The organism is Variovorax soli, from assembly GCF_031454625.1.
Taxonomy (GTDB): domain Bacteria; phylum Pseudomonadota; class Gammaproteobacteria; order Burkholderiales; family Burkholderiaceae_C; genus Variovorax; species Variovorax soli_A.
This window is the reverse complement of sequence record NZ_JAVDRF010000016.1, coordinates 89,427-115,369: the sequence shown is the minus strand read 5'-3', so window position 1 is coordinate 115,369 and position 25,943 is coordinate 89,427. Positions and strand designations below refer to the sequence as shown.

Annotated in this window: 16 protein-coding genes; 10 read left to right on the top strand and 6 right to left on the bottom strand. The window is 68.9% G+C overall.

Annotated elements, in window-relative coordinates; translation table 11 throughout:
• The 9 genes from J2739_RS25905 to J2739_RS25865 form a co-directional block, all read left to right on the top strand.
• Positions 1-1,626 (top strand): helix-turn-helix transcriptional regulator (locus J2739_RS25905; protein ID WP_309907073.1); only part of this gene is annotated, 1,626 nt, incomplete at its 5' end.
• A gap of 2 nt (positions 1,627-1,628) precedes the next feature.
• The gene (locus J2739_RS25900; protein WP_309907071.1) at positions 1,629-4,301 is read left to right on the top strand and encodes a helix-turn-helix transcriptional regulator; all 2,673 of its coding nucleotides are present in this window, start codon (positions 1,629-1,631) and stop codon (positions 4,299-4,301) included.
• Between the two features lie 69 nt (positions 4,302-4,370).
• Positions 4,371-7,016 carry a helix-turn-helix transcriptional regulator gene (locus J2739_RS25895; protein ID WP_309907069.1) on the top strand — a complete coding sequence of 882 codons (2,646 nt, stop codon included), beginning with the start codon at positions 4,371-4,373 and terminating at the stop codon, positions 7,014-7,016.
• 63 nt (positions 7,017-7,079) lie between these two features.
• Positions 7,080-9,725, top strand: coding sequence for a helix-turn-helix transcriptional regulator (locus J2739_RS25890; protein WP_309907067.1), 2,646 nt, complete (start codon positions 7,080-7,082; stop codon positions 9,723-9,725).
• 115 nt (positions 9,726-9,840) lie between these two features.
• On the top strand, positions 9,841-12,216 hold the full coding sequence (locus tag J2739_RS25885; protein WP_309907065.1) for an acylase: 2,376 nt from the start codon (positions 9,841-9,843) through the stop codon (positions 12,214-12,216).
• 93 nt (positions 12,217-12,309) lie between these two features.
• Positions 12,310-12,924, top strand: a complete 615-nt coding sequence (locus tag J2739_RS25880; RefSeq protein ID WP_309907064.1) for a histidine phosphatase family protein — start codon at positions 12,310-12,312, stop codon at positions 12,922-12,924.
• Positions 12,925-12,966: 42 nt separating this feature from the next.
• Positions 12,967-13,938, top strand: a complete 972-nt coding sequence (locus J2739_RS25875; protein WP_309907062.1) for a DnaJ C-terminal domain-containing protein — start codon at positions 12,967-12,969, stop codon at positions 13,936-13,938.
• 4 nt (positions 13,939-13,942) lie between these two features.
• A complete protein-coding gene (locus J2739_RS25870) occupies positions 13,943-14,266 on the top strand; it encodes a chaperone modulator CbpM (protein ID WP_309907060.1) in 324 nt (107 codons plus the stop codon).
• A 1-nt stretch (position 14,267) separates the two neighbouring features.
• On the top strand, positions 14,268-15,005 hold the full coding sequence (locus tag J2739_RS25865; RefSeq protein WP_309907058.1) for a hypothetical protein: 738 nt from the start codon (positions 14,268-14,270) through the stop codon (positions 15,003-15,005).
• Positions 15,006-15,090: 85 nt separating this feature from the next.
• On the opposite strand, the gene J2739_RS25860 is transcribed toward J2739_RS25865, so the two are convergent.
• From J2739_RS25860 to J2739_RS25840, 5 genes are all read right to left on the bottom strand, one after another.
• Entirely contained in the window at positions 15,091-16,956 is a 1,866-nt protein-coding gene (locus J2739_RS25860) for an ATP-dependent metallopeptidase FtsH/Yme1/Tma family protein (protein WP_309907056.1), read from the bottom strand.
• A gap of 214 nt (positions 16,957-17,170) precedes the next feature.
• Positions 17,171-18,067 carry a 3-hydroxyisobutyrate dehydrogenase gene (gene mmsB, locus J2739_RS25855; protein WP_309907054.1) on the bottom strand — a complete coding sequence of 299 codons (897 nt, stop codon included), beginning with the start codon at positions 18,065-18,067 and terminating at the stop codon, positions 17,171-17,173.
• Positions 18,068-18,118: 51 nt separating this feature from the next.
• On the bottom strand, positions 18,119-19,234 hold the full coding sequence (locus tag J2739_RS25850) for an enoyl-CoA hydratase/isomerase family protein (protein ID WP_309907052.1): 1,116 nt from the start codon (positions 19,232-19,234) through the stop codon (positions 18,119-18,121).
• 78 nt (positions 19,235-19,312) lie between these two features.
• Positions 19,313-20,467 carry an acyl-CoA dehydrogenase family protein gene (locus tag J2739_RS25845; protein WP_309907050.1) on the bottom strand — a complete coding sequence of 385 codons (1,155 nt, stop codon included), beginning with the start codon at positions 20,465-20,467 and terminating at the stop codon, positions 19,313-19,315.
• Positions 20,468-20,477: 10 nt separating this feature from the next.
• Complete coding sequence (locus J2739_RS25840) at positions 20,478-21,998, bottom strand: CoA-acylating methylmalonate-semialdehyde dehydrogenase (RefSeq protein WP_309907048.1); 1,521 nt, start codon at positions 21,996-21,998, stop codon at positions 20,478-20,480.
• Between the two features lie 115 nt (positions 21,999-22,113).
• Here J2739_RS25840 and J2739_RS25835 point away from each other — a divergent pair, with 115 nt between their 5' ends.
• The gene (locus J2739_RS25835; protein ID WP_309907046.1) at positions 22,114-23,010 is read left to right on the top strand and encodes a LysR family transcriptional regulator; all 897 of its coding nucleotides are present in this window, start codon (positions 22,114-22,116) and stop codon (positions 23,008-23,010) included.
• Between the two features lie 55 nt (positions 23,011-23,065).
• On the opposite strand, the gene J2739_RS25830 is transcribed toward J2739_RS25835, so the two are convergent.
• On the bottom strand, positions 23,066-25,705 hold the full coding sequence (locus tag J2739_RS25830; protein ID WP_309907044.1) for a winged helix-turn-helix domain-containing protein: 2,640 nt from the start codon (positions 25,703-25,705) through the stop codon (positions 23,066-23,068).
• Positions 25,706-25,943 lie beyond the last annotated feature (238 nt).

Here is a 25,943-nt window from a genome sequence, read left to right as displayed (position 1 = left end):
CCCGATCAAGTGCCGATGCTGCTGCGCCTTGCCGCACAGGGCGAAGAAGATCCTGTGCGACGCACGCTCATGTTCGTGCGCGCGGGTGCCTGGGATGACGCGCAGCAGAGCCTGGCTGACGCAGCAACGGACATGCTGGCCCACGATGAAGGCGCCCAGGTGCTTCGCATGGCCGAGCAGTTTCCGGCTCACATTCAGGCCGGGTCGCCCTTGCTGGCTTACGCGCGCGGCCTGTGTGCCTGGCCGCATTACCAATACGGCGCCGTGCGGTCGGCCATGGAGCAGGCCTTTGCTGGTTTCGACGCGATGGGCCGGCATCAGGATGCGCAGCGCGCCCGCGCGATGCATGCGTTGGCCACTTTCTTCTGCGGCCACATGGAAGAGGCCAGGCGCCTGAGCCAAGTGGTTCGCGCCAAGCCCATGGACCTGGAAACCGAGACGCTCAGCGAGCTGCTCGACTTCTGGTATGAGGGCTACCACGGTCCGCTCGAGGGCCCCGGCCATCGCCTTGCAAGGGTGGTCGACCTGCTGGCGCGAGGGGGCGGCGCCGAACTGTGGTTTCGCTGCATGATCCGTGTCAATGTATTCAGCAGCCGTCCGGGGGTGAGCGCTCAGATCAAGCGCCTGGTCCACGGCGCCAGGGCCGCCACAGGCGATGAACGCTGGTCCCTGCAGGCCAACGCGAACCTGACGGAAGCCGGGCTCCTTTTTTGGCAGGGCAAGTTCGCCGAGCTGGAGGCCGCGGTCCAAAGGATCGAAGAAGACTCTCGTTGGCTGGGCCGGCCCGTGGGTTTGCGCATCCGGCTGCTCACCCTGAAGGTCTATTGCCAGGTGATCTGCGACGACAAGGACACCGTGCGCGCCAGCTGCGACGCCATCGTCGCGCATGTTTCCTCTCTCGACCGCTCCAGCGATCTGCCTCTGGCCATCCTTAGCGTCGTCATGCTGGCCCTGACTGCCGTCGGGGACTGGCAGGCGGTGCGCATGCTCTTGCCCACGCTCCAGGGCGAGGTCGTCAAGAACCCCAGCCAGCAGATGTTCCTGCGCACCTTCGGAGCGCAGCTGGCATTGCATGAAGGACGCGTGGACGAAGCCCTGACGACGCTTCGCGAGCTCGTCACAAGATCAACCCAGCTGGACACGATGTACCTCGATGCCACGGTCCGAACATGGCTTGCGCTCGCCGAGCTCGCCGATGGTTCACCGACAGCAGCCTGGGCGGCGCTGGAGCCTTTGATCGAAGACACAGCGGCCAGCGGCAATGTGGGCCGAGTCCTGTTCACAGGCATGCAAGTCCTGACCAAGCTGTCGCTCGCCGCATGGGGGGGTGCCGCATCGAGTGAAGGGCTGGCGGTGTTGCGCCAATGGGTCGAGACTGCGCGCCGGTTCAAGGCCGGAACGCACGAGCAGCCCCCGGTGCCGGCTGCCAACGACGCTGGCCTCAGTGCACGCGAACTCGAAGTCCTCGCACTGCTGGCCGACAGCCAGAGCAACAAGCTGATCGCCCGCGCGCTGGACCTGAGCCCGCACACCGTCAAGCGCCATGTCGCGCGCATCCTCGACCGGCTCGACCTGGCCTCGCGCATGCAAGCGGCAAACTGGTACCGCGTGCGCTTCGGCAACTGAGTATGCAGTCCGCCAGCCTCGCCAGAGCCAAGATCCAGACGCCCCGCTTCCGCAGTGGCCTGATCGAGCGCAGCGAGCTCGAAGAGCAGCTCGGCGATGCATTGACGAGCCGGCGCCTCGTGCTGCTGGTGGCGCCGGCCGGCTACGGCAAGACAGCCGCGCTGTCGCGCCAGCTGCAGCGGCTGCCGCCCGGCTGCGCCGTGGCCTGGCTCACCGCGGATGAGGAAGACGACCTCCATCGCTTCCTCTATCACCTCATCGAAGCACTCGAACCCCTGGACCCGCCCTGGCGCCTGGCGCCCGAAGCCTTGCTCGAGCGGGTGGCCCAAGGCCGGCTTCGCGAGGCGGCGTCTGCGGTACTCAGCGCGATCGAAGCCACCGAGACCTGCGGCGGCGGCGTGATCGTGCTGGACGACCTGCATGCCGTTTCCGACCCCCGTGTCTTCGAGTTCCTGGGCCACGTGCTCGAAGGCCTGCCGCAGAACTGGACGCTCGTGATCGCATCGCGCGTGGAGCCTCCGCTGGCCCTGGGTCGCTGGCGTGCGCGGCGTGAAGTGGCAGAGTTCGACGAGACAGCGCTCGGCTTCTCCAGGAAGGAAGTGCAGGCGCTGTGGCGCCATGCCACCGGAAGGGAGGACCCCGAGCAGGCGCAGCGCCTGCACGACCGCACGCAGGGCTGGGCCGCCGGGCTTTGCCTCAGCCTCGAGACATCCGAAAGAGCGGCGGCCAAGGCGCCCACAGGCGTGTGGCACAACCGGCGCCATCTCTTCGAATATCTGGCCAGCGAAGTCTTCGAAGACTTGCCGAGTGAACTGCAAGAGTTTCTTCTGCGCTGCTCGCCGCTTTCCGAGCTCACGGTCGCGCGCTGCGTACAGATCAGCGGCAATCCGCGCGCGGCCCGGCTGCTGGAGAACATCGAGCGCCGCCGGCTGTTCATCTCCGTGCTCGACAGCGACGAGCTGACGCTGCGACTGCACGACCTCTTCCGCGACTTCCTGGAGGAGCGCCTGCGCCGGCGCCATCCGGACGAAGTACCGGCGCTGCTGCGCCGTGCGGCCCAAGGCGAGGCAGATCCCGTGCGGCGCACGCACATTTACCTGCGCGCAGGCGCCTGGGACGAGGCGCAGCAAAGCCTGGCCGGCGCGACGGCAGACATGCTGGCCGACGACAAGCGCTCCCAGGTGCTTCGTGTGATCGAGCAGTTCCCTCCCGAGATTCAGGCGCACTCGCCCCTGCTTGCCTATGCCCGCGGCCTGTGCACCTGGCCGCTCTACCGGTACGGCGTAGTCCGCTCGGCCATGGCCGATGCCGCGGCCGGCTTCGATGCGCTGGGGCGGCACGAGGACGCGCAACGCGCACGGGCGACTGAGGCATTGGCCCTGCTGTTCTGCGAACAGATGGAAGATGCGCGGCGCCTGAGCCGGGCGGTCCGCGCCCAGCCCATGGACCACGAAGCCGAGGTGCTCAGCGAACTGTTCGACTTCTGGTACGAGGGCCACCACGGCCCTCTGAACGGACCGGCTGACCACCTTGGGCGGGTGATCGACTTGCTCATGCAGGGGGGCAGCGTCGAACTGTGGTCTCGCTGCATCACTCGCGTTGCCCTGTTCATCAGCCGCCCGGGCGTGACCACGCAGCTTCAGCGCATGGTCAACGGCGCCAGGGCCATTGCAGGCGACGGGCATTGGTCCCTGCAGATCGCGGCGAACGTCACCGAAGCCTGGCTCCATCTTTGGCAGGGCAGGATCGCCGAGCTGGAAGCCACGTTCCAGAGCGTCGAGGAAGATTCCCAGTGGCTGGGCCAGTCTGCTGGCTTGCGCATCCGGCTGCTGGCAGTCAAGGTCCTGTACCAGGCGGCCTGCGGCAACACGGACGCCGTGCACGCGACCCGCGACGCCATCGTGGCCCATGTTTCGTTGCTGAACCGCTCCGAAAGTCTGCCCCTGCTTTATTACGTCGCGCTCGTCATGGCATCCGCTGCGATTGAGGACTGGCCGACCGTGCGCATGTACTTGCCGGAGCTCCATCTCCAGCTCGGGCGTGAGACCCCCAGCATGCAGGGCCTCATTCGCGCCTTCGAGGCGCAGCTGGCCTTGCACGAAGGGCGGCTCGGCGAGGCACTGGCGGCGCTTCGCGAGCTGACGGCCGAATCGGCCTCGCTCGACACGATGTACCTCGATGCCACCGTCCGGACCCAGCTCGCCCTTGCCGAGCTCGCCCAGGGCTCGCCAGCAGCCGCCTGGGAATCGCTGGAACCCTTGATCGAACGCGTCGTGACCAGCGGCAATGTCGGCCAGGTGCTGGTGGTCGGCGTGCGGGTCCTGAGCAGGCTGTCGCTCGCCGCATGGGACGGTGCCGCGTCGAGCGAAGGGCTGGCGGTGTTGCGCCAATGGGTCGAGACTGCGCGGCAGCTCGAGGCCGGAACGCACGAGCGGCCGGAGGTGCCGGCCGCCAACGATGCGGGCCTCAGCGGCCGGGAACTCGAAGTCCTCGCCCTGCTGGCCGACAACCAGAGCAACAAGCTGATCGCACGTGCCCTGGACCTGAGCCCGCACACCGTCAAGCGCCACGTCGCGCGCATCCTCGACCGGCTCGACCTGAGCTCGCGCATGCAGGCCGCCGACTGGTACCGCTCACGGTTCACCGACCAGCACAAGCCTCCGTCGCAGGGCTGAAAGCGCTATCGCAGCGGCTGCGATCGTTATCGCAAACAATGGTTTGCAGGTCTATAGTCCGCTTCACCCATGCAGTCCGCCAGCCTGGCCAGAGCCAAGATCCAGACCCCGCGCTTTCGCGGCGGACTGATCGAGCGCGGCGAGCTCGAAGAGCAGCTCGGCGATGCACTCACGAGCCGACGCCTGGTGCTGCTGGTGGCGCCCGCCGGCTACGGAAAGACGGCCGCGCTGTCGCGCCAGCTGCAGCGGCTGCCTGCCGGTTGCGCCGTGGCCTGGCTCACCGCGGACGAGGAAGACGACCTCCAGCGGCTGCTGTCGCACCTGATCGAGGCCCTCGAACCGCTGGACCCGCCGTGGCGCCTCGCGCCCGAGGGTCTGCTCGAGCTGGTGGCCCAGGGACGGCTGCGCGAGGCGGCATCCGCCTTGCTCGGCGCATTGGAAGCCACCGACACGGAACAGGGCGTGATCGTGCTCGACAACCTGCATGCCGTGGCCGACGCGCGCCTCTACGAATTCCTGGGCCACCTGCTCGAAGGCCTGCCGCAAAAATGGACCTTCGCGATCGCGACGCGGGTGGAACCTCCCTTGTCGCTGGGGCGATGGCGCGCGCGGCGCGAGGTGGCCGAGTTCGACGAGACCGCCCTCGGCTTCTCCCGAAAGGAAGTGCAGGCACTGTGGCGCCACGCCACCGGCCATGAAGACCCCGAACAGGCCGAACGCCTGTTCGAACGGACCCAGGGCTGGGCCGCCGGGCTCAGCCTGAGCCTGGAAGCGTCGGAACGATCCGCCGCGAAGGCGCCCAAAAGCGTCTGGCACAACCGACGCCACCTCTTCGAATACCTGGCCAACGAAGTCCTCGAGGGCTTGCCGGACGAGCTGCAGGAATTTCTCCTGCGCTGCGCCCTGCTTCCCGAGCTCACGGTGCCGCGCTGCGAGCAGATCAGCGGCAATCGGCGCGCGGCCGATCTGCTGGAGGAGATCGAGCGCCGCCGGCTGTTCGTCTCCTTGCTCGACAGCGAAGCGCTGACGCTGCGCCTGCACGATCTCTTTCGCGACTTCCTGGAGGAGCGGCTGCGCCGGCTTTATCCCGAGGAGGTGCCGGCGCTGTTGCGCCTTGCCGCCCAGGGCGAAGAAGACCCCATGCGCCGCGCGCTCATGTTCGTGCGCGCAGGCGCCTGGGACGAGGCACAGCAGAGCCTGGCCGACGCGGCGGCGGACATGCTGGCGGGCGACCAGGGTGCCCAGGTGATTCGCATCGTCGAACAATTCCCGGCCGACATCCAGGCCCGGTCGCCCCTGCTGGCGTATGTCCGCGGCCTGTGCGCCTGGCCGCACTACAAATACGGCGCAGTTCGGTCGGCGATGGAACATGCCGCTGCCGGCTTCGACGCCATGGGGCGGCACGACGACGCGCAGCGCGCGCGCGCCGTGCAGGCGCTGGCCATGCTCTTCTGCGGCCAGATGGCGGATGCGCGGCGGCTCGGCCAGGTTGTTCGCTCGAAGCCGATGGACCTCGAGACCGAGACCCTCAGCGAGCTGCTCGACTTCTGGTACGAGGCCTACCACGGCCCGGCCGAGGGACCCGGCCACCGCCTGGCCAAGGTCGTCAATCTGCTGATGCAGGGGGGCAGCGCCGAACTGTGGTTCCGCTGCATGGCACGCGTGAACATCCTCATCAGCCGCCCGGGGGTGAGCGCGCAAATCCAGCGCATGGTCCACGGTGCTAGGGCCGCCACAGGCCACGAACACTGGTCGCTGGAGGCCAGCGCCAACCTGACGGAGGCCTGGCTGTTTCTCTGGCAGGGCAGGATCGCGGAGCTCGAGCTCGCGTTTCAGCGGATCGAGGAGGACTCCCAGTGGCTCGGCCAGCCCGCGGGTTTGCGCATCCGGCTGCTGACCCTGAAGGTCATGTACCACGTGGCCTGCGACGACCGGGACGCCGTGCGTGCGACCCGCGACGACATCGTGGCGCATGCCTCCCTGCTGGAGCGCTCGGGCGAATTGCCCCTGGCCTACCTGGCCATCGCCGTGCGCGCTTCCGCCGCCATCGGCGACTGGGCGGCCGTGCGCCTGCACCTGCCTGCGTTCCAGGTCGAAGTCGGCCGGGAAAATCCCAGCATGCAGATGTTCCTTCGCAGCTTCAAGGCGCAGCTGGCGCTGCATGAAGGGCGCGTCGGCGAAGCGCTGACGATCCTTCGCGAGCTGGCGACGAGGTCGACCCCACTCGACACGAACAGTCTCGATGCCACGGTACGGACCCGCCTTGCGCTCGCCGAACTCGCCGACGGCTCCCCGACCGCAGCCTGGCGAGCGCTGGAGCCGCTGATCGAGCGCGTCGCGGCCACCGGCAACGTGGGCCAGATCCTGGTCACGGGCGTGCCGAGCCTGACCGAGCTGTCGCTCGCTGCATGGGGAGGCGCGGCTTCCAGGGAAGGACTGGCGGTCCTGCGGCAATGGGTGGAGAGCGCGCGGCTGTTCAAGGGAGGCTTGCAGGAGAAACCGCGTGCCTCCGCCGCCAACGACGCGGGCCTCAGCGAACGCGAACTGCAGGTGCTCGCCCTGCTGGCCGAAGGGCAGAGCAACAAGCTGATCGCACGGGCCCTGGACCTGAGCCCGCACACCGTCAAGCGCCACGTCGCGCGCATCCTCGACCGGCTCGACCTGGCTTCGCGCATGCAGGCGGCCGACTGGTACCGCACGCAACGCCTTGGCTGAGACGCCACGCCGCGCCTCGCGGCGCGTGCGGACCTTCGAATGCAGCCCCTATAGTCCGCCTCCATGCAAACCGCCAGCCTGGCCAGAGCCAAGATCCAGACCCCTCGCTTCCGCAGTGGCCTGATCGAGCGCAGCGAGTTCGAAGAGCAGCTCGGCGATGCACTCTCAAGCCGCCGCCTGGTGCTGCTGGTGGCGCCCGCCGGCTACGGCAAGACGGCCGCGCTGTCGCGCCAGCTGCAGCGGCTGCCTGCCGGTTGCGCCGTGGCCTGGCTCACCGCGGACGAGGAAGACGACCTCCAGCGACTGCTGTCACATCTGATCGAGGCACTCGAACCGCTGGACCCGCCATGGCGCCTCGCCCCCGAAGCCTTGCTCGAGCGGGTCGCCCAGGGACGGCTGCGCGAGGCGGCGTCCGCCTTGCTCGGCGCATTGGAAGCCACCGACACGGCACGAGGTCTCATCGTGCTGGACGACCTGCATGCCGTTTCCGACGCCCGCGTTTTCGAGTTCCTGCGCCATCTGCTCGAAGGCCTGCCGCAGAACTGGACCTTCGTGATCGCGACGCGCGCGGAGCCGCCGCTGCCGCTGGGACGCTGGCGCGCACGGCGCGAAGTGGCCGAGTTCGACGAGACGGCCCTCGGCTTCTCCCGAAAGGAAGTGCAGGCACTGTGGCGCCATGCCACCGGTCATGACGACCCCGAACAGGCCGAACGCCTGTTCGATAGGACCCAGGGCTGGGCCGCCGGGCTCAGCTTGAGCCTGGAAGCATCGGAACGATCCGCGAGGAAAGCGCCCACCGGCGTGTGGCACAACCGGCGACGCCTGTTCGACTATCTCGCCAGCGAGGTGCTCGAAGACTTGCCGGATGAGCTGCAGGAATTTCTCCTGCGCTGCGCCTTGCTTCCGGAACTCACGGTGCCGCGCTGCGCGCAACTCAGTGGCAATCCGCGCGCGGCCGAACTGCTGGAGGAGATCGAGCGGCGCCGGCTGTTCACCTCCGTGCTCGACAGCGACAACCTGACGCTGCGCCTGCACGATCTCTTTCGCGACTTCCTGGAAGAGCGGCTGCGCAGGCTCCATCCCGAGGAGGTGCCGGCGCTCTTGCGCCTGGCCGCACAGGGCGAAGAAGATCCTGTGCGCCGCACGCTCATGCTCGTGCGTGCGAGCGCCTGGGACGAGGCACAGCAGAGCCTGATGGACGCGACGGGCGACATGCTGGCGCGCGATGAAGGGGCCCAGGTGATTCGCATCGTCGAGCAATTCCCCAGCGACCTGCAGGCAAACTCGCCGTTGCTGGCTTATGTCCGAGGCTGGCGCGCCTGGCCCTCCTACCAGTACGGCGCCGTCAGGTCGGCGATGGAGCGCGCCGCGGCCGGCTTCGACGCGCTGCAACGGCACGATGACGCGCAGCGGGCGCGCGCGATGCAGGCGTTGGCCATGTTCTTCTGCGGACAGATGGCGGATGCCCGGCGCCTCAGCGAGGCCATTCGATCGAAACCGATGGACCTCGAAACCGAGACCCTCAGCGAACTGCTCGACTTCTGGTACGAAGGCCGCAACGGCCCGGTCGGCGGCCCCGGCAATCACCTCGCCAGGATGGTCGACCTGCTGATGCAGGGAGGCAGTCCCGAACTGTGGTTTCGCTGCATCCCCCGCATCAATGTATTCATCAGCCGCCCGGGGGTGAGCGCACAGATGCAGCGCATCGTTCACGGCGCCCGGTCGGTCGCAAGCGACGGACACTGGTCTTTGCAAGCCAGCGCGAACTTGATGGAAGCCTGGCTGCTTTTCTGGCAGGGCAAGATCGCCCAGCTCGAAGGCGCTTTCCAGGTCCTCGAGGACGATTCCCGGTGGCTGGGCCAGCCCACGGGCTCGCGCATCCGGCTGCTGACGCTGAAGGTCAATTACCAGATCGTCTGCGATGACAAAGAGGCCGTACGCCAGACCCGCGACGCCATCGCCGAACACGCCTCTTCGCTCGACCCGACCAGCGACCTGCGCCTGGCATCCCTCGCCATTGCCGTGAGGGTCTCCGCGGCGATCGGGGATTGGCCGGCCGTGCGCATGCTCCTGCCCGCACTCGACGCCGGGATCGGCCGTGAGATCCCAAACATGCAGATGTTCATACGCAGCTTCAAGGCGCTGCTGGCACTGCGGGACGGGCGCATGGGCGAGGCGCTGACAACGCTGCGCGAACTGGCCGAAATATGCGCCGCGTTCGACACGATGTTCCTCGAAGCCATGGTTCGAACACGGCTTGCTCTCGCCGAGCTCGCCAATGGCTCACCGACCGCAGCCTGGCAAGCGCTGGAGCCCGTGATCGAACGGGCGATTGCCAGCGGCAACGTGGGCCAAATCCTGGCCACTGGCGTGCAGAGCCTGACGGAACTGTCGCTCGCCTCATGGGGCGCGTCCGCGACCCAGGAAGGGCTGGCAGCCTTGCGGCAATGGATCGAGACCACGCGTCGGCTCAAGGCAGGGTCGCACGACAGGCCGCGAGCGTCGACTGCCGACCATGCAGGCCTCAGCGAACGCGAACTGCAGGTGCTCGCGCTGCTGGCCGAAGGCCAGAGCAACAAGCTGATCGCACGGGCCCTGGACCTGAGCCCGCACACCGTCAAGCGCCATGTCGCGCGCATTCTGGATCGGCTCGACCTGGCTTCGCGCATGCAGGCGGCCGGCTGGTACCACGCCCGCTTCGGCAGCTGAGGCCGCGGGCGTGCAAGGGCTGGCACCTGCGCGACACGCGACCCGGGTTATCACGCAATCGTCGCCTGCACGGGAAACCTCTAATCAGCCTTTCTTTCACTCAGAAGTACTGAACATGACGTCCTTCCGCCTCGCCCCCTGCGGCATCGGCATCGCCCTGGCAACCCTGCTTGCGGCCTGCGCGACAGCGCCGGCAGCCGGCTCGCGCAGCGTCACCATCGAGCGCACCAGCTACGGCATCGCCCACATCACCGCCCCTGACGACGAGGGAATCGCCTACGGCGTGGCCTACGCTCACGCCCAGGACAACGTCTGTCAGACCGCCGAGCACCTGCTGACCGCTCGCGGCGAGCGATCCCGGTTCCTCGGCCCGCAGGGCACGGGCACGCTGGGCCTGGGCCAGTTGCCCAATGCCCAGATCGACCTGTTCGTGCGGGCCCACATGGACGGCGCCGCGCTGGCGCGCGCCTCGGCCTCGACCAGCGACGAAGTCAAGTCGGCGCTGCGCGGCTACGTCGCCGGCTACAACCGCTATCTGCAGGACACCGGCCCGGCAGGCCTGCCCGAGGCCTGCCGCAACAAACCCTGGGTGCGGCCGATGACGCAGGCCGACCTGTCGCGCACCACCGAGCTCTCGATGATCCAGGGTGGCCTCGCCGCGTTCGCCGGAGCCGTGCTCGCGGCAGCACCGCCGGCCCCGGGCACGAAGACCGGCGCGGCGCCGGTGCCGCTGGAGCAAGCGGTTGCGGAGATCGCCCGTCACGCCTTCAATGCCAACGTCGAAGGCGGCGAACTCGGCTCCAACGGCTGGGCCTTCGGCCGCAACGCAACCCCCGACGGCCGCGGCCTGGTGCTGGGCAATCCGCACTTTCCATGGACCGGCATCAACCGCTTCTGGGAAATGCACCTCACCATCCCGGGCCGGATGGACGTGATGGGCGTCACCGGCGGCCTGAGCCCGGTGGTGGCCATCGGCTTCAACAAGGACGTGGCCTGGACCCACACCGTGTCCACCGGCAAGCGCTTCACGCTGTACGAGCTCAAGCTCGATCCGGCCGACCCGACTGTCTACCTGGTCGACGGCCAGCGCCGGAAGATGACGGCGCGCCTCGTCAGCCTGCCCGACGCCGGCGGTGCGCCGGCGGCAAAGACCTTCTACGACACCGAATGGGGCCCGGTGCTCGTGCTGCCGCGTGCCGGCCTGGGCTGGAGCGCCACCACGGCCTACGCGATCCGCGACGCCAACACGCTGAATGTGCGCTCGGCCCAGAGCTGGATGCAGATGGCGCGGGCGCGCAACGTGGGCGACCTGCGCGCCGCGATGGGCAACCAGGGCATGCCGTGGATCAACACGATCGCCGCCGACCGCGAGGGCAACGCCATGTATGCCGACCTCTCGGTGGTGCCCGACGTTTCCGCCGAGATGCTGAAGTCCTGCGCGCCCTCGCCCCGCGCCGCCGCGCTGCTCAACGCGACCGGCCTGGCGGTGCTCGATGGCTCGCGCTCGGCCTGCGCCTGGCAGCGCGACCCGGCGGCCGCCATGGCCGGCGTGACGCCGCCGCAGCGCATGCCGGTGGTGCTGACGCCGGACTGGGTGCAGAACAGCAACGACAGCTACTGGCTCAGCAACCCGCACATCGCGCCGCCCGCCGGCATTTCGCCGCTGGTCGGCTTCGTCGGCACGCCGCAGCGGCTGCGCACGCGCAGCGGCATCCAGGAAATCGAGGCCCGGCTGGCGGGCAGCGACGGGTTGCCCGGCAACCGGATGGGCGCGGCGGAACTCCGCAGCGTGATCTTCCGCGACCGCAACACGGCCGGCATGCTGGTGATGGACGACCTGGCCAGCGCCTGCAGCGCCAACGCCGCTGCGCTCACGGTCGACCAGGCGCTCGGCTGCCGCGTGCTCGCTGCCTGGGACCGCACCAGCAACAGCGCATCGAAGGGCGCGCCGCTCTTCCGCGAGTTCTGGCGCAAGGCCAGGAACGTGCCCAAGGTCTGGCGCGTGCCCTTCGACCCGGCCCGACCCGTGGTCACGCCGACCGGCCTCGACATGGCCACGCCGGCGACGCGCGACGCGGTTTTCAAGGCGCTGGGCGAGGCGGTCGGCATCGTGCGCACTGCCGGCTTCGCGGCCGATGTGCCGCTGGGCGAGGTGCAGACCCGCATGGTGCGCGGGCAGAAGATCGCGATCCACGGCGGCGACGAGTTCGAGGGCGTGCTCAACAAGGTCGAGAGCCAGGGCCAGTCGCTGATCGATCCGAAGGGCTACGACATCAACTTCGGCAGCAGCTACATGCAGGTGGTGGGCTTCGACGAGCGCGGGCCGGTGGCGCAGGCCATCCTGACTTACGGTCAGAGCAGCGATCCTGCCTCGCCGCATGCCTACGACCAGTTGCCGCTGTTCGCCGCCAAGCAGTGGCATCCTCTGCCCTTTCACCGGGCCGACATCGAGGCGCAGCGCGTGGGCGCACCGCTTCGACTCGCTTACTGAAAATGAACCGCCTCCACACTCGTCACTTCGTGTATCGCTGCCCCCGAGGGGGCGCTGCGCCCTTCGGGCGGCCGGGCGAGCGCTGAAATGCACATGCAAGACGGCCTTGCCCGACTGATCGAACTGGCCGCGGCCCAGCCGCTGGCACCGGCCTGCGACCATTTCTACTTCCTGCGCCACGGCCAGACCGCAGGCAATGCGCAGCGCATCTTCCAGTCGGTCGACACGCCGCTGAGCCCGCTCGGGCTGGCGCAGGCGGCGCAGGCCGCCGAGCGGCTGGCCGGCGAACCCATCCGCAGCGTGGTGTGCAGCGATGCCCGGCGCGCCTTCGACACGGCCCATGCGGTCGCCACCGGCCTGGGGATGGCGCCGCTGCGCTTCGAAGGCCTGCGCGAGCGCAACTTCGGCGCGCTGATCGGCACCTCCTCCGCCGAGCTGGACTGGGCCTGCGCGCCCGAGGGCGGCGAAACCCTGCCCCAGTTCGTCGCGCGCAAGCGCGCGGCGCTGGCCGCGGCGCTGGCGCATCCGGCGCCGGTGCTGATCGTGGCGCACGGCGGCTCGCTCTTCGTGCTGGCGGCAGCGCTGGGCGTGCCGCTCGAGGCCGGCGTGCTCGGCAATGCCCAGCCCTTGCGCTTCGAGCGAAGCGGTCCTACATGGGCCGTGAAGCCGCTCCTGCACCATTCGGGGGGCGGCGCGGCCGTCGCTTGAGGCCTGCCCCCTGGCGGCTCCACCCAGCCATCCTCACCGAACATGGATTTCAAGAACTACTACCAGGCCCTCGGCGTCGAGCGCAACGCGTCGGAAGAAGACATCCGCAAGGCCTACCGCAAGCTGGCGCGCAAGTACCACCCGGACGTCAGCAAGGAACCCGACGCCGACCGGCGCATGCGCGAGATCAACGAGGCCAACGACGTGCTGCGCGACAAGGAGAAGCGCGCCGCCTACGACGCGCTGGCCGACCAGGTCGCGCACGGTCGCTATGCCGGCGCGGGCTCCGGCGATGGCTTCCAGCCGCCGCCGGGCTGGGACCAGGGCTTCGAGTTCCACCGCGGGCCGGGCCAGGGGCCTGCGGACCATGCCGAATTCAGCGAGTTCTTCTCCTCGCTCTTCGGCGCCGCGGAGCGGCGCAGCGCGGAGCGGCGCCAATACCGCGCGCGTGGCGAAGACCATCACGCAGCGATCGAGATCGCCCTGGAAGATGCCTTGAAAGGGGCCGAGCGCGAGATCACCCTTCGCTCCCAGACGCTCGACGAGCACGGCATGCCCCAGTGGAAGACGCGCACGCTCAGCGTGAAGATCCCGCCCGGCGTGCACCCGGGCCAGTACATCCGCCTCGCCGGGCAAGGCATGCCGGGGCATGGCGGCGAGCCGCCGGGCGACCTGTACCTCGAAGTGCGCATCGCGCCGCACGGGCTCTACCGCATCGACGGCCGCGATCTCTACATGACGCTGCCGGTCACGCCGACCGAAGCCGCGTTGGGGGCCCAGGTGAAGGTGCCCACGCCTGGCGGCGGCGTGGTCGAGGTGACGGTGCCGCGCGGCGCACGCAACGGCCTCAAGCTGCGGCTCAAGGAGCGCGGCCTGCCGGGCCAGCCGCCGGGCCATCTTTACCTGCTGCTGGAAATCGCTCTGCCGCCGGCCGATACCGAGGTCGCGCGCAAGGCCTACGAACAGTTGGCGCAGGCAGCCCCTTTTGCCCCGCGCCGCCATTTGGGAGTGTGACGACATGGCCAACCCGTCCTTCGACACCGCCACGCTCGGTGCCACCCATCCGCTGCGCGCCGGCGAACTCGCGCATGCCTGCGGCGCCGAAATTGACTGGGTCGTCCAGCTGGTCGAGGTCGGCATCGTCGAGGTGCGCAGCCCCGCCGAACGGCCGGACGACTGGTGCTTCCACAGCGTGGACCTGCAGTGCGCGCTCGACGCACGCCGGCTCGAGCGCGACTTCGGCGTCGGGCTCGATGCCGCAGCGCTGATCCTCGACCTCGAGCATGAAGTTCGGCGGCTCAAGGCCCTGCTGACTGCGCGGGGGCTCGCCCGGGAGATCTGAGATGCCGGTGGTCTGCGACCAGTGCGGGACGGAGAACCGCGAGAGCGCGAAGTTCTGCAAGGGCTGCGCGGCCAAGCTGCCGGCCTTTGCCGCCACCGGACCGTCCGCATTGCAGAGCATGAAGGCGCTCGGGAGCCGTCCACTGGCGCCGCCGTCCCCCGAGGCGCCGACGCCCGGCATGCTGCCGATCGAGACACGCGCCTTCTGGGTTCGCTTCGCCGTGCTGTCGGTGCTGATCACCACGGCCTTCGTCAGCTGGTATGCCTACGTGACGCGCAAGGTGCCGTCGAATCCGCCGGCCGGCCCGCCGCCCGCGGCTGTCGCCGCCGCCTCGCCGCAGCCGGCGCGGGTGAGCGTGGCGAAGCCTCCGCAAGCGCCCATGGATTACCAGAAGCCGCCGCCAACGGAACCGGTGCGCCCCGCGGAGGCGCTGGACCCGTTCGAGAGCTTCGTGGCCCCCGGGCCGGCGCAGCGCGAACTGGTGCAGGTGGTACCGGCGCCGCGCCGCGGCAACGACGCGCATGCCGTGCGCACGGAAGAGTCCCGCAAGGTCGTCGCCCGCCCGAGTGCGGCCGACCCGCGCCCCGGTTGCGCGCACCTCAACTTCATCGCAGCGGCGCGTTGCGAAGCGGAGCAATGCGCCAAGGCGCAGTTCGCCAGGCATCCGCACTGCAGCGTGGTGCGCGAACAGACGCGGCGCGACGTGGCGCGGCGCAATCCGCTGCAGTTGGGCTATTAGCCTGCCCCCGCGGCTTTACCGCATCGACTTCAGGTTGCCATCGCCGCCGGTTTCCTCGGTGGTCTCGAAGGAAGCGCGGGTCCTCTCACGCGGCGAGCGCCATGGGCTGGCATTGCGCGACCAGCGCCAGCACCCGTTCGCCCGAGACCGTCTCGTGGGCGAGCAGCTCTTGCGTCAGCGCGTCCAGCGCGCCGCGATGTGCGCGCATGAGCTGCTGGCACTGGAGGTTCAGGTTGTCGAGCAGCCGGTCGGCCTGCCGCACTGCCGCCGCGATCTGACGCGACGCATGCTGCGCCGGAAGCGCGCCGATGCTGAAGAGCGTGCCGTCCTGGCCGAAGCCGTAGCGGCCGACCATGTCCAGCGCCAGTTTGGACGCTTGCTGCAGGTCCTGGCTGGCGCCGCTCGACGCCTCGTCGAAAACGGCCAGCTCGGCGTTGCGCCCGCCAAGCAGCATCTGGATGTGCTTCTCCATGTCGCTCTTGAGCAGCAGCGTCTGGTCTTCCTCCTGCGTGACGAGCGTGACGCCCAGCGCACCGCCGCGCGGCAGGATGGTGACCTTCTCCACCTTGCCGTAGCCCAGCACCGCCGAGACCAGCGCGTGGCCCGCCTCGTGCACGGCGATGTAGCGGCGCTCGCGCTCGCCCAGCGCGCGTTGCGCGCCGTTGAGCTCGCCGATGCGTGTCGTCTCGATGGCTTCCATCAGGTGGCTCATCGTGACGACCCGGCTGTTCGCGCGCGCCGCCACGAGCGCCCCATGGTTGACGATGTGGGCGATGGTGGCCGGCGACAGGCCGGTGGTCAGCCGGGCGAGCTGTTCGTGGTCGATGGTGCCTTCGGTGCGCAGCTTGCCCGTGTACAGCCTGAAGATCGCCCCGCGGTCGCGCACGTCCGGCAGCTTGACGTGGACGCGGCGGTCGAAGCGGCCCTCGCGCAGCAGGGCTTCGTCGAGGTGCTCCTCGAGATTCGTCGCACCGACCACGATCACGCCCTCGTTGGCCTCGAACCCGTCCATCTCGACCAGCAGCTGGTTGATGATGCGGTTGCTTTCCGACTCGGCCGGCCCCGCGCCGGCCGACGTGCGCTTCGAGATGCCGTCCAGTTCGTCGATGAACAGGATGCAGGGCGCATTCTTGCGCGCGGTTTCGAAGAGCTTCTTGACCTTCTGGACACCGACGCCGTAGAACTTCGACGTGAACTCGCTGCCGTTGGTGGCGATGAAGCGTGCGCCGCATTCGGCGGCCAAGGCCTTCGCCAGCAGGGTCTTGCCCACGCCGGGGCCGCCGAGCATGAGCACGCCGCACGGCGCCCGCGCCCCGATCGCCCGGTAGCGGCCGGAGTCCTTCAGGTAGTCGACGATGTCCTGCAGCGCATGCTTGGCCTCGCCTGCGCCGATGACGTCGTCGAAGCCGACGCCGGCCGGCGCCTCGACCAGCTTCGCGCCGCCCCCGATCGACTCGCGCATCGTGTAGACGACGAACGCGATCAGCAGGAGCGGCAGGAAGATGCCGGCCAGGTCGCGCGCGGTCGCGAGCAGGCGGTTGTCCGCGGCCGGCGCACCCACCGTGCTGTCCGGCAGCACGACGAGCTGGAAGGGCTGCGCACCGGGTTCCTTGGCCTGCGCGACCGCCAGCGCGGCGAAGGAGCCGCGCCCGTCGACGACGAAGTAGCGCTCGCCCTCGATGGTGGAGACGAGCAGCGCGTTGGGCGCGAGGCCCACGGCGCCGACCCGGCCGGTGCGCAAGTCGCGCAGCAGGTCCGAACCATCCTTCTCGACCGCCGTCCAGGCCTCCGGCGCGCGGCGCATTTCCTGCGCGGGCCCGTCGAGCCGGCCGGCGGGCGAGGGGTCGTTCAGGTGGAGGAACACGGCTGCGGCGGCGAGCGCTGCCAGGGCGAGGACGAGTGCGAGGGCCAGGCGGCCCTTCGAGCGAAGGAGTCGATGGAAATGCTTCATATGCGGCAAAGGCGCGGGCGGGGATGCCGGATGGTAGGCACTCGCCCGTGCGCAAAGCCGCCTTTGGAGGCGCGGGGCGCAGGTAACAGTCAGGGTGCGTGCAATTGTTGGCGTGCGGGCACGTTGCGTTCCGCCGCGCGACCGGTCGGCCACGCCTGCGGGGGTACGGCACGGTTGGCGCGCGCCGGGCACTGCCCGTGCAAGCGGCGGCGGCTCAGCCGGCTTTCTGCAGCAGTTTGATCACGCTGGAGAAATCGAGCGCCCCATGCCCCGCCAGGCTGTGCGCCGCATAGAGATTGCGCGCCAGCCCGCCGAGCGGGGTCGAAGCCCGCACCGCCGCCGCGTTCTCCTGGGCCAGGCCCAGGTCCTTGAGCATCAGGTCGGTGCCGAAGCCGCCGGCGTAGGCCTTGGAGGCGGGCGCGTTCTCCATCACGCCGGGCAGCGGGTTGTACTTCTCGAGCGCCCAGTTGCCGCCCGAGCTGCGGCGCATGATCTCCGACAGCACCTTCGGGTCCAGCCCGTTGGCCACGCCCAGCGCGATGGCCTCGGAGGTGCCGATCATCAGGATGCCGAGCAGCATGTTGTTGCAGATCTTGGCCGTCTGCCCTGCCCCGGCCTCGCCGGCATGGAAGATGTTGGCGCCCATCTTCTCCAGGACCGGCCGCGCGCGCTCGAGGTCTGCCGCCGCGCCGCCGACCATGAAGGTCAGCGTGCCGGCAATGGCGCCACCGGTGCCGCCGGAGACCGGCGCGTCGATCACCGCCACGCCGCGCCGCGCACCGGCCTGCGCCAGCTTGCGCGAGGTCGCCGCTGCGATGGTGCTGCTGTCGATCACCAGCGTGCCGGGCGCGATCCGCTCCAGCAGCCCGGACTGGTTCTCGCCGCCGAAATAGAGCGATTCCACATGCTGGCTTGCGGGCAGCATGCTGATCACCACCTCGGCACCCGCCAGGGTGTCGGCCGCCGAACCGGCGATGGGCACGCCTTCGGCAGCGAGCGTCTTGCAGGCCTCGGCCGAGAGGTCGAAGGCGCTGAGCGCGTGGCCGGCCTTGTGCAGGTTGAGGGCCATGGGGCCGCCCATGTGGCCGATTCCGATGAATGCGATCTTCATGTGATGTCTCCAGTGAATGCGGGTCCCGGACGCAGTGGACGCGAAGCTTGGCTACACAAGCCCGGCCAGTTCGCCCGGCATCTCGCCGCGCGCGCGCAGGTGATCCGCGACGAATTCCGGCGTGATCTCCTCGAGCGTGGCCGGGCTCCATCTGGGGTTGCGGTCCTTCTCGATCAGCAGCGCGCGAATGCCCTCCGCGAAATCCTCGTGCGCGCAGCAGCCCAGCGAGGCCCAGTACTCCAGGCGGAACACCTCGGCCAGCGACATGCGGTGCACGCGCTGCCACAGCTCGAAGCTGAGCGCGGCCGAACTCGGCGCGCCCGTGGCGAAGGTCTTCGCCGCAGCCTGAAGCCATGGGTCTTCGCTTTGCAGCGCCCGCAGCCGCTGCGCGATGTCGTGCAGGTCGTCGCCGGCCATCAGGGCGTTGATCGTGTCGAAGTGCTCGCGAACCTTGGAAGACGGCAACGCCGCGTCCTCGCCCGCCTGGGCAAGGATGCGCGAGAGCGCGGCGCGATCGGCTTTCGCCTCGCCGGTCCATCGTCCCTCGGCGATCGCGTCGAGCACCTGCGGCTTGCGCTCGTGCGGCACCAGCAGGTCGGCCAAGCCGCAGAAGATCGCATCGGCGGCGTTGAGGTTGGCCCCGGTGAGCGCGAGGAACAGACCCACGCGGCCCGGCATGCGGCGCAGGAACCAGCTGCCGCCCACGTCGGGGTAGAGGCCGATGCTGATCTCGGGCATCGCCAGGCGGCTTTGCGCCGTGACGACACGATGCGAAGCACCCGCCATGAGGCCGATGCCGCCGCCCATCACGATGCCATGGCCCCAGCACAGGATGGGCTTGGGGAAGGTGTGGATCAGGTAGTCGAGCTCGTACTCTTCGGCGAAGAAGCGCTCGGCGTAGCGGTTGCGTTCGGGCCCGCACTCGCGCAGCGTCTGGTAGAGCTGTCGCAGGTCGCCGCCGGCGCAGAAGGCCTTCTCGCCCGCGGCCTGGAGCAGCACGCCGGCCACGGACGGATCGTGCGCCCATCCGCGCAGCTTTGGCGTGAGCAGGCGCACCATCTCCACCGACAGCGCGTTGAGCGAAGCCGGCGCGTTGAGGGTGGCCACGCCGAAGCGCTTGCCGCCGGCGGTCGTGATTTCTTGGAAGAGGACGACGGGGTCGGTCATGGTTGTTGAATCAGGACTCTCTTGGGCGAAGCGCGCAAAGGACTCGCGAAGGATGCGGAAAAGACACAGGGATTCTGCTCAGCGAATATCGCTATCGCCCTCCAGCAGCTTGCGCGAGACGATCACGCGCATGATTTCGTTGGTGCCCTCGAGGATCTGGTGCACGCGCGTATCGCGCACCAGCCGCTCGAGGGGGAATTCGCTCAGGTAGCCATAGCCGCCGTGCAGCTGCAGCGCCTCGTTGCAAATGCGGAAGCCGGCATCGGTCGCGAAGCGCTTGGCCATCGCACAGTAGGTGCTGGCGTCGGCATGGCCGGCATCCAGCTTGCTGGCGGCCAGGCGGACCATCTGCCGCGCGGCGACCAGTTCGGTCGCCATGTCGGCCAGCTTGAACTGCAGGGCCTGGAAGGTCGCGAGCGGCTTGCCGAATTGCTGGCGCTCGTGCAGGTAGCGCCGTGCCGCATCGAGCGCGCCCTGGGCCGCACCGACGGAGCAGGTCGCGATGTTGATGCGGCCGCCGTCCAGCCCCTTCATGGCGATGCGGAAGCCCTCGCCTTCGCTGCCGAGCAGGTTTGCGGCCGGGACGCGCACGTTGTCGAAGCTGATGGTGCGGGTGGGCTGGCTGTTCCAGCCCATCTTGTGTTCCTTCTTGCCATAGCTGACGCCAGGCGCATCGGCGGGTAGCGCAAAGGCCGAGATGCCGCCGGCGCCGCCGCCGCCCGTGCGCGCCATCAGCACCAGCACGTCGGTCGAACCGGCGCCGGAGATGAAGGCCTTGCCGCCGTTGATGACGTACTCGGCGCCCTGCAGTTCGGCACGCGTCTTGAGCGAGCCCGCATCCGACCCGGCGCCCGCTTCGGTCAGGCAATAGGAGGCCAGCTTGCGCCCGCTGGTGAGATCCGCTCCCCAGCGCTCGCGCACCGCCGGCCCGCCCCAGGTGCCGAGCATCCAGGTGGCCATGTTGTGGATCGTGATGAAGGCGGTGGTCGACGGATCGACCGCAGCCATCTCCTCGAACACCAGGGTGGCATCGAGCCGCGGCAGTGCCAGGCCTTCGATGCTCTCGGGCGCATACAGGCCGCAGAAGCCCAGCTCGCCGGCCTTGGCAATGGCCTCGCGCGGGAAGATGCCTTCCGCGTCCCATTGCGCCGCATGCGGTGCGAATTCGGCGAGTGCGAATTCGCGCGCGGTCTGGGCGAAGGCGCGCTGCTCTTCGGAGAGTTCGAAGTCCATGCGCCCGAGATTACTTGAGGCTGATGGTGGTGTTCAGCCCATGCGCCGTGGCATCGTCGAACCAGCGCGACGTCACCGTCTTGGTCTGCGTATAGAACAGGACCACCTGCTTGCCATAGGGCCCCAGGTCGCCGAGCTTGGACGCGCGCGAGCCGGTGAAGGAGAACATCGGCACCGGCACCGGAATCGGCACGTTGATGCCCACCTGACCGATATCGATGTCTTCCTGGAAGCGTCGCGCCGCCGCGCCGGACTGCGTGAAGATCGCAGTGCCGTTGCCATTGGGGTTGGCGTTGATCATCTCGATCGCCTCGTCGATGCTTTCCGCGCCCGCCACGCACAGCACGGGGCCGAAGATCTCCTGGTCGTAGATCGTCATGCCAGGCTTCACGCCGGAGAAGATCGTCGGGCCGACGAAGTTGCCCTTTTCGTAGCCGGGCACCGTCGGTTTGCGGCCATCCAGCTCCAGCGTGGCGCCGTCGGCGATGCCGCGTTCGATCAGGCCGGTGACGCGCTCATAGGCCGCACACGACACCAGCGGACCGACGTCCACGCCCTTCTCGGTACCGGCGCCGATCTTGAGCGTCTTGGCCTTCTCGACCAGGTCCGGAATCCATTTGCGCGCATCGCCCACCAGCACCGCGACCGACACCGCCATGCAGCGCTGGCCCGCCGCGCCGAAGCTCGCGCCGACGAGCGCATTGAGCGACTGGTCCTTGTGCGCGTCGGGCATGACGATGGCGTGGTTCTTCGCACCCATCATGCATTGCACGCGCTTGCCGGCGAGCGTGGCGCGGTGGTAGACATGGGTGCCGACCTTGGTGGAGCCGACGAAGGAGATCGCCTTGATGTCCTTGTGGTCGCAGATCGCGTTGACCACGGCCTCGCCGCCGTGCACGACGTTGAGCACGCCCGGCGGGATGCCGGCTTCCAGCGCCAGCTCGCAGAGACGCATGGTCACCATCGGGTCCTGCTCCGAGGGCTTGAGCACGAAGGTGTTGCCGGTCACGATGGCCATCGGGAACATCCACAGCGGGATCATGGCCGGGAAGTTGAAGGGCGTGATGCCCGCGCACACGCCGAGCGGCTGCAGCAGCGTATAGGTGTCGACGCCGCCGGCCACGTTGTTGGCCAGTTCCCCCAACTGAAGGTTGCCGATGCCGGCCGCATGCTCGACCACTTCGAGGCCGCGGAACACGTCGCCCTCGGCATCGGGCAGCGTCTTGCCCTGCTCGGCCGTGAGGATGGCAGCCAGCTCGCTCATGTGCTCGCGAATCAGCTGCTGGTACTTGAGGAAGATGCGCGCCCGGGCGCCGATGGCGGTCTTGCGCCACGTCTTGAAGGCGTCCTGGGCCGAGGCCACGGCGGCATCGACCTCGGCCGGGGTTGCAAAGGGAACGCGCGCCAGGACTTCCTGTGTCGCAGGGTTGACGATATCGCGCCAATCGCTGGTCTTCGACTCGACGAACTTGCCGCCGATCAAGAGCTTGACAGTCGCGACCTGGGTCGCGGGCGTGGTGGTGGCATCCATGAATTTGTCTCCTGAAAAGTGACCCTTGAAAAGGACCGCAGCGACCGATGCTAGCTTTGCACTTTTGCCATGGCAATAGACAAATACGCACCCGACATCTGCATAATTGCAAAGCATGGATTGGGACAACCTGCGCTTCTTCCTGGAGCTGGCGCGCACCGGCACGCTGGTGAGTGCAGCGCGCCGGCTGGCGGTCGACCACACCACGGTCGCACGGCGCATCCAGGCGCTGGAGAAGGAGATCGGCACCGCCCTCTTTGCGCGCGAAGCCGGCGGCCATCGGCTGACCGAGGCAGGCCGCCGCCTGCAGCCGCAGGTCGAGGCCATGGAGGGCGCCTTTCTCGCCGTCGAGAGCGCGGCGCCGGCGGCGCACGAAGGCTTGTCGGGCCTGGTGCGCATCGGCGCCACCGAGGGCTTCGGCACGATGGTGCTCGCGCCGCAGCTCGCGCGCTTCGCGCAGCAGCACCCGAAGCTGGTGATCGACCTGCTCGCCATGCCGCGACTGGTGCACCTCTCGCGCCGCGAGGCGGACATCGTGATCTCGCTGGAGCGGCCGGCGCGCGGGCCCGTGGTGGTCAGCAAGCTGACCGACTACGTGCTGCGGCTCTACGCGTCGGTGGACTACCTCGCCGCGCACCCGCCCATCGCCTTGCGCGAGGACCTGCGCGGCCACACCTTCATCAGCTACGTGGATGACCTGCTCTTCAGCAAGGAGCTGCACTACCTCGACGAGCTCTACCGCCCCGACGCCTTCTCACTGCGCAGCACCAGTATCCTGGCGCAGCACCAGGCGGCATTGGCCGGCGCCGGGATCGCGGTGCTGCCGGCCTTCATCGCCGAGCGCGACGCATCGCTGTGCCGCGTGCTGCCGGGGGAGGCGAATTTCACACGCACCTTCTGGATGTCGATGCCCGCGGAGAGCAAGCACCTGGCGCGGATGCAGGCGGTGTGGCAGTTCCTGCGGGAGACGGTGGAAGCACAGCGGACGGTGCTGCTGCCGCAGGAAGCGTGAGCCCGCCGGCCGCAGACCAGATCTCTCGAGCAGCATCTCCGCCGGCTGCCGAAGATCAGCGGCGCAGGTGCTCCTGGTACCAGGCCGCGGCCTCGCCGCGCGACGACAAATCGAGCCGGTCGAGGATGCGCGCCACGTGGCGCTTGACCGTGTGCGGGCTCAGGTCGAGCGCGCGGGCGATCAGCTTGTTGCTCTGCCCGGCGGCGAGGCACTGCAGGACTTCGATCTCGCGCGCGCTGAGCCAGGGCTCGCCGCCTGCCGCCCCTTCGTGCCGCTCCGTGGCTTCGGATCGCCATCGTCGCGCGAGTGCCGCCCAGTCGCCGATGACTGCCAGGCCCTCCACCGGCGCCGCCGTGCCCCAGTGGCCCTGCGCCAGCTCGGCGAGCATCGCCGCCCCGCAGAGCAGGACGCCGCCCACCTCGCCCGTCTGAGTTGCGGCGCCGACCAAGGGTTCGATCACCCGCCACGCGGCATTCGGCGAGCCTCCCCGCAGTTCGGCCAGCGCCAGCGAAACGCGCACGAACGCGTCGAATCCCACCCGGTCCACGCCGGCCGAACTTTCGGCGGCGAGCCTCAGCGCTTGAAGCGCATCGTCATTGCGCCCATCGTGCAGGTACAGGCGACCCCGCAGCGCGTACACGCCGAGCCGCGGAAATGCGGTACTCCCGTTCGATCCTTCGAGCACCTGCAAGGCCTGGCGCACGGCCGGCCAGTCGTCCGCAGCCGCCGCCTGGCGCCCCGCCCACGCCGTGATGTTCGTGCGCCAGTCCGCGTGGATCGCCGAAGTGAGCATCTTGGCCATCAGGGCTTCGCAGCCCGTCCGCACGCCCTCCTTGTCTCCGAGGATGGCGTTGAATGCCACCACGGCGCCCATCAGCGGCACCCGCAGGCTCCTGGGTTGGCCTAGCCAGCGGCTTTGCGCCTTCAGGCGATCGATGGCCGCGCGAGCGGTCTCGCGGTGGCCGCGCCATAACAGCAGCCAGGTGTCGAGCACGGTCGCCGCCGCCTCGAGCGGCTCGCTGGATTCCCGGGCGGCCGCGCGCGCGCCCTCGACGAAACGCCGCATGGGCGCCGCAACACCGGGCCGGCCGATCATCAGGTAGAGCCTTGGCGTGCATCGATGCCAAAGCTCTGCGGACGCACCTTGCGCGAGAAGATCCACCATTCTTGCGAGATGCCCGGCCGGGCCGCCGACGGGGCCATAGATCCCTGTGCGCCAATACCCGAAGAGTTCGATGAGAACCTCCGCCTCGGGAACCCCGGGGTCGGCATGGATCGCCTGCGCCCGGCTGTCCGCCTCGTCGAGCCGCCCCAGGAACATCAGCGAGATCGCCTCGAAGATGCGCGCCTCCAGTGCTTGCCGGGGTCGGCCCAAACGCTCGAAACCCAGGCCCGCCATGCTCATCGTTTCGACCACCACCGGGTCTTCGAATTCATGCCACGCACACAGCCCGCGGGCATAGGCGAGCTCCGGCGAAACCTTCCTCTCGTGCGGGGGAAACTGGTCGACGAGCCGCGCCACCTGGGCGCTCTCGCCGGACGTGACGAGGGTCGGAGCGAGGTCCGCAAGCAAACGCTCGGCCTGGGACCAATCGCCGGCCCGCAAGAGAAGATGCATCTTCCGGACCAGATCGCGCTCGGACTGCGCCGCTCTCTGTTGCAGCAGCAACGTCTCGCCTGGAAACTGCCGCCTGAGCCGATCATCCAGGAAGTCACGGAACAGGTCGTGCAAGCGCAAGGTGAGCTCTTCGCCTTCGAGGACGGAAGCAAACAGGCCGCGCTGCTCGATCTCCTCCAGCAACTCGGCCGCATTCGGATTGCCGCTGACCTCCGTGCACTGGCTGACGGAAAGCTCGGGCAGCACGGAGCAGCGCAGCAAAAAGTCGCGCAGTTCCTGCGGCATCGTGTCAAACACCTCGGTGGCCAGGTAGTCGAAAAGGCGCCGCCGGCTCCGGCGACCCTCCGGCGCATTCGGTCCCGAAGCGGCAGGCGTCCCCAGGCTCAGGGACACCCCCGCGGCCCAGCCATCCGTGAGTTCGAGCAGGCGATCCGCGGCCTCGTCGCTGACCGCGCCCGAGCCGCCGCACAGCAACTGAATTTCCTGTCGACTGAAGCTGAGGTCCGCTTGCCGGAACTCGGCTAGCTCGCGCCGGGCGCGCAGCCGCGCCAGCGAGAGCGGCGGATCGACGCGCGACGCAATCGCGATGGTCCAATTCTCGGGTAGGCCCGCCACCAGCAGCCCCACGAACTCGAACACCCGGACGTCCGCGACGGCATGCAGATCGTCCAGCGCAATGACGCCACGGTCGACGGGGATGGCTCCCAGCACGCTCAGGAATTCGTCGGCGCCGGCCCTCAGGGCGGAGCCTGCCGACAACTGGTTGGCCAGGGCCTCGGGCGAAGTGCGCCAGGGCGGATCGTAGGGCTCCAGGGCATCGCTCAGGCAGGTCAGGAAGCGCAGGAGGTCGTCATCCCCGTCGACCGTCATCCATACCGCCGCACAGCCTTCCGGCAGGCGCCGGAACTCGCGGGACAGGGCCGCCGTCTTGCCGAAACCCGCCGGCGCGACCAGCAGAACCAGTCGACGGGTGCTCAGCGCGACGCTCATGCGCCGTTCCAGCTCGCTGCGCTCGATCAAGCCGGCGCGAAACCGCGGCGGCTGGATCTTGGTTCGAGCAAAGGTCGCGAGCTGCATGGTCCTTTCAGTCGACGTTCTGACTATAGAGCCAAGACCATCCCCCTTGAACAGGCCGATTGGCTCGCCATTGGCTCTCGATTGGCCTAGGCACCCGGCCCGGGACGGGGAACACTGGCGCCAGACCCACAAGAGCAAAAGGATGCGCCGCGCCATGACGGAGCGCGCCAGCCACCCAGCTTCGAACCATGCACGTCATCGATCACACCACACTGCCACGCCTCCAATCCGAAGGGCG